This is a genomic window from Mitsuaria sp. TWR114, from assembly GCF_007997345.1.
Map to the genome: position 1 here is coordinate 1 of NZ_VOSR01000410.1, position 610 is coordinate 610.

Sequence of the window (610 nt, forward strand, 5' to 3'; positions counted from 1 at the left end):
ATCGAGACCGGCGACCTGCGCGGCGGCGACGGGTCCATCGGCGTGTCCACCGCCGTGGCGCCGCAGCTGCGGTGGCGCCAGGTGCCCTATGGCTCGGAGAAGCACCACCCCCTGACGACCACGGTCACGGTGCCCGGCTATCAGGTGAAGAACCACCTGTCGGCGGGCGGCCCGCCCGGCGAGATGCCGCTGGCGCCGAAGTTCCCGTCGCTGGAGGCAGACCGGTTCGACTTCTCCGTGCCCGCCGGACGCGACGCGCAGCTGAAGACCGCGGCGAGCCTGCTGGAGACGCCGGCGCTCGACCGGTGGCTGGGCGCGGAAGCCGCTGCGGCGCCGCTCGCCGGCGCTCCCTCAGTGTCGGCCGGGGCCGCGCTGCTGAAGGTGGCGGGCGACGCGACCCGGACCGCGGCCGGCGTGGCCGTCGCGGCGGTGCAGTCGGTGGGCCTCTGGGCTCGCGCCACGCCCACGCTGTCCGACATGGCGCCCGCCGAGGCCCGCGCCGCGGCCGCTTCGGGGGCACCGCGGCTCGACACCCGCGTGAATGAGCAGAAGGCCTTGATCGCCTTGGCCGGCGCCCAGTACGCGGCGCGCGGCATCGAGGTCGAGGTCG

General features: G+C 76.1%; 1 pseudogene. It reads left to right on the forward strand.

From position 1 onward, the window contains the following. A pseudogene (locus FUT87_RS28880) lies at nt 1-610 on the forward strand (hypothetical protein); the annotation flags it as partial.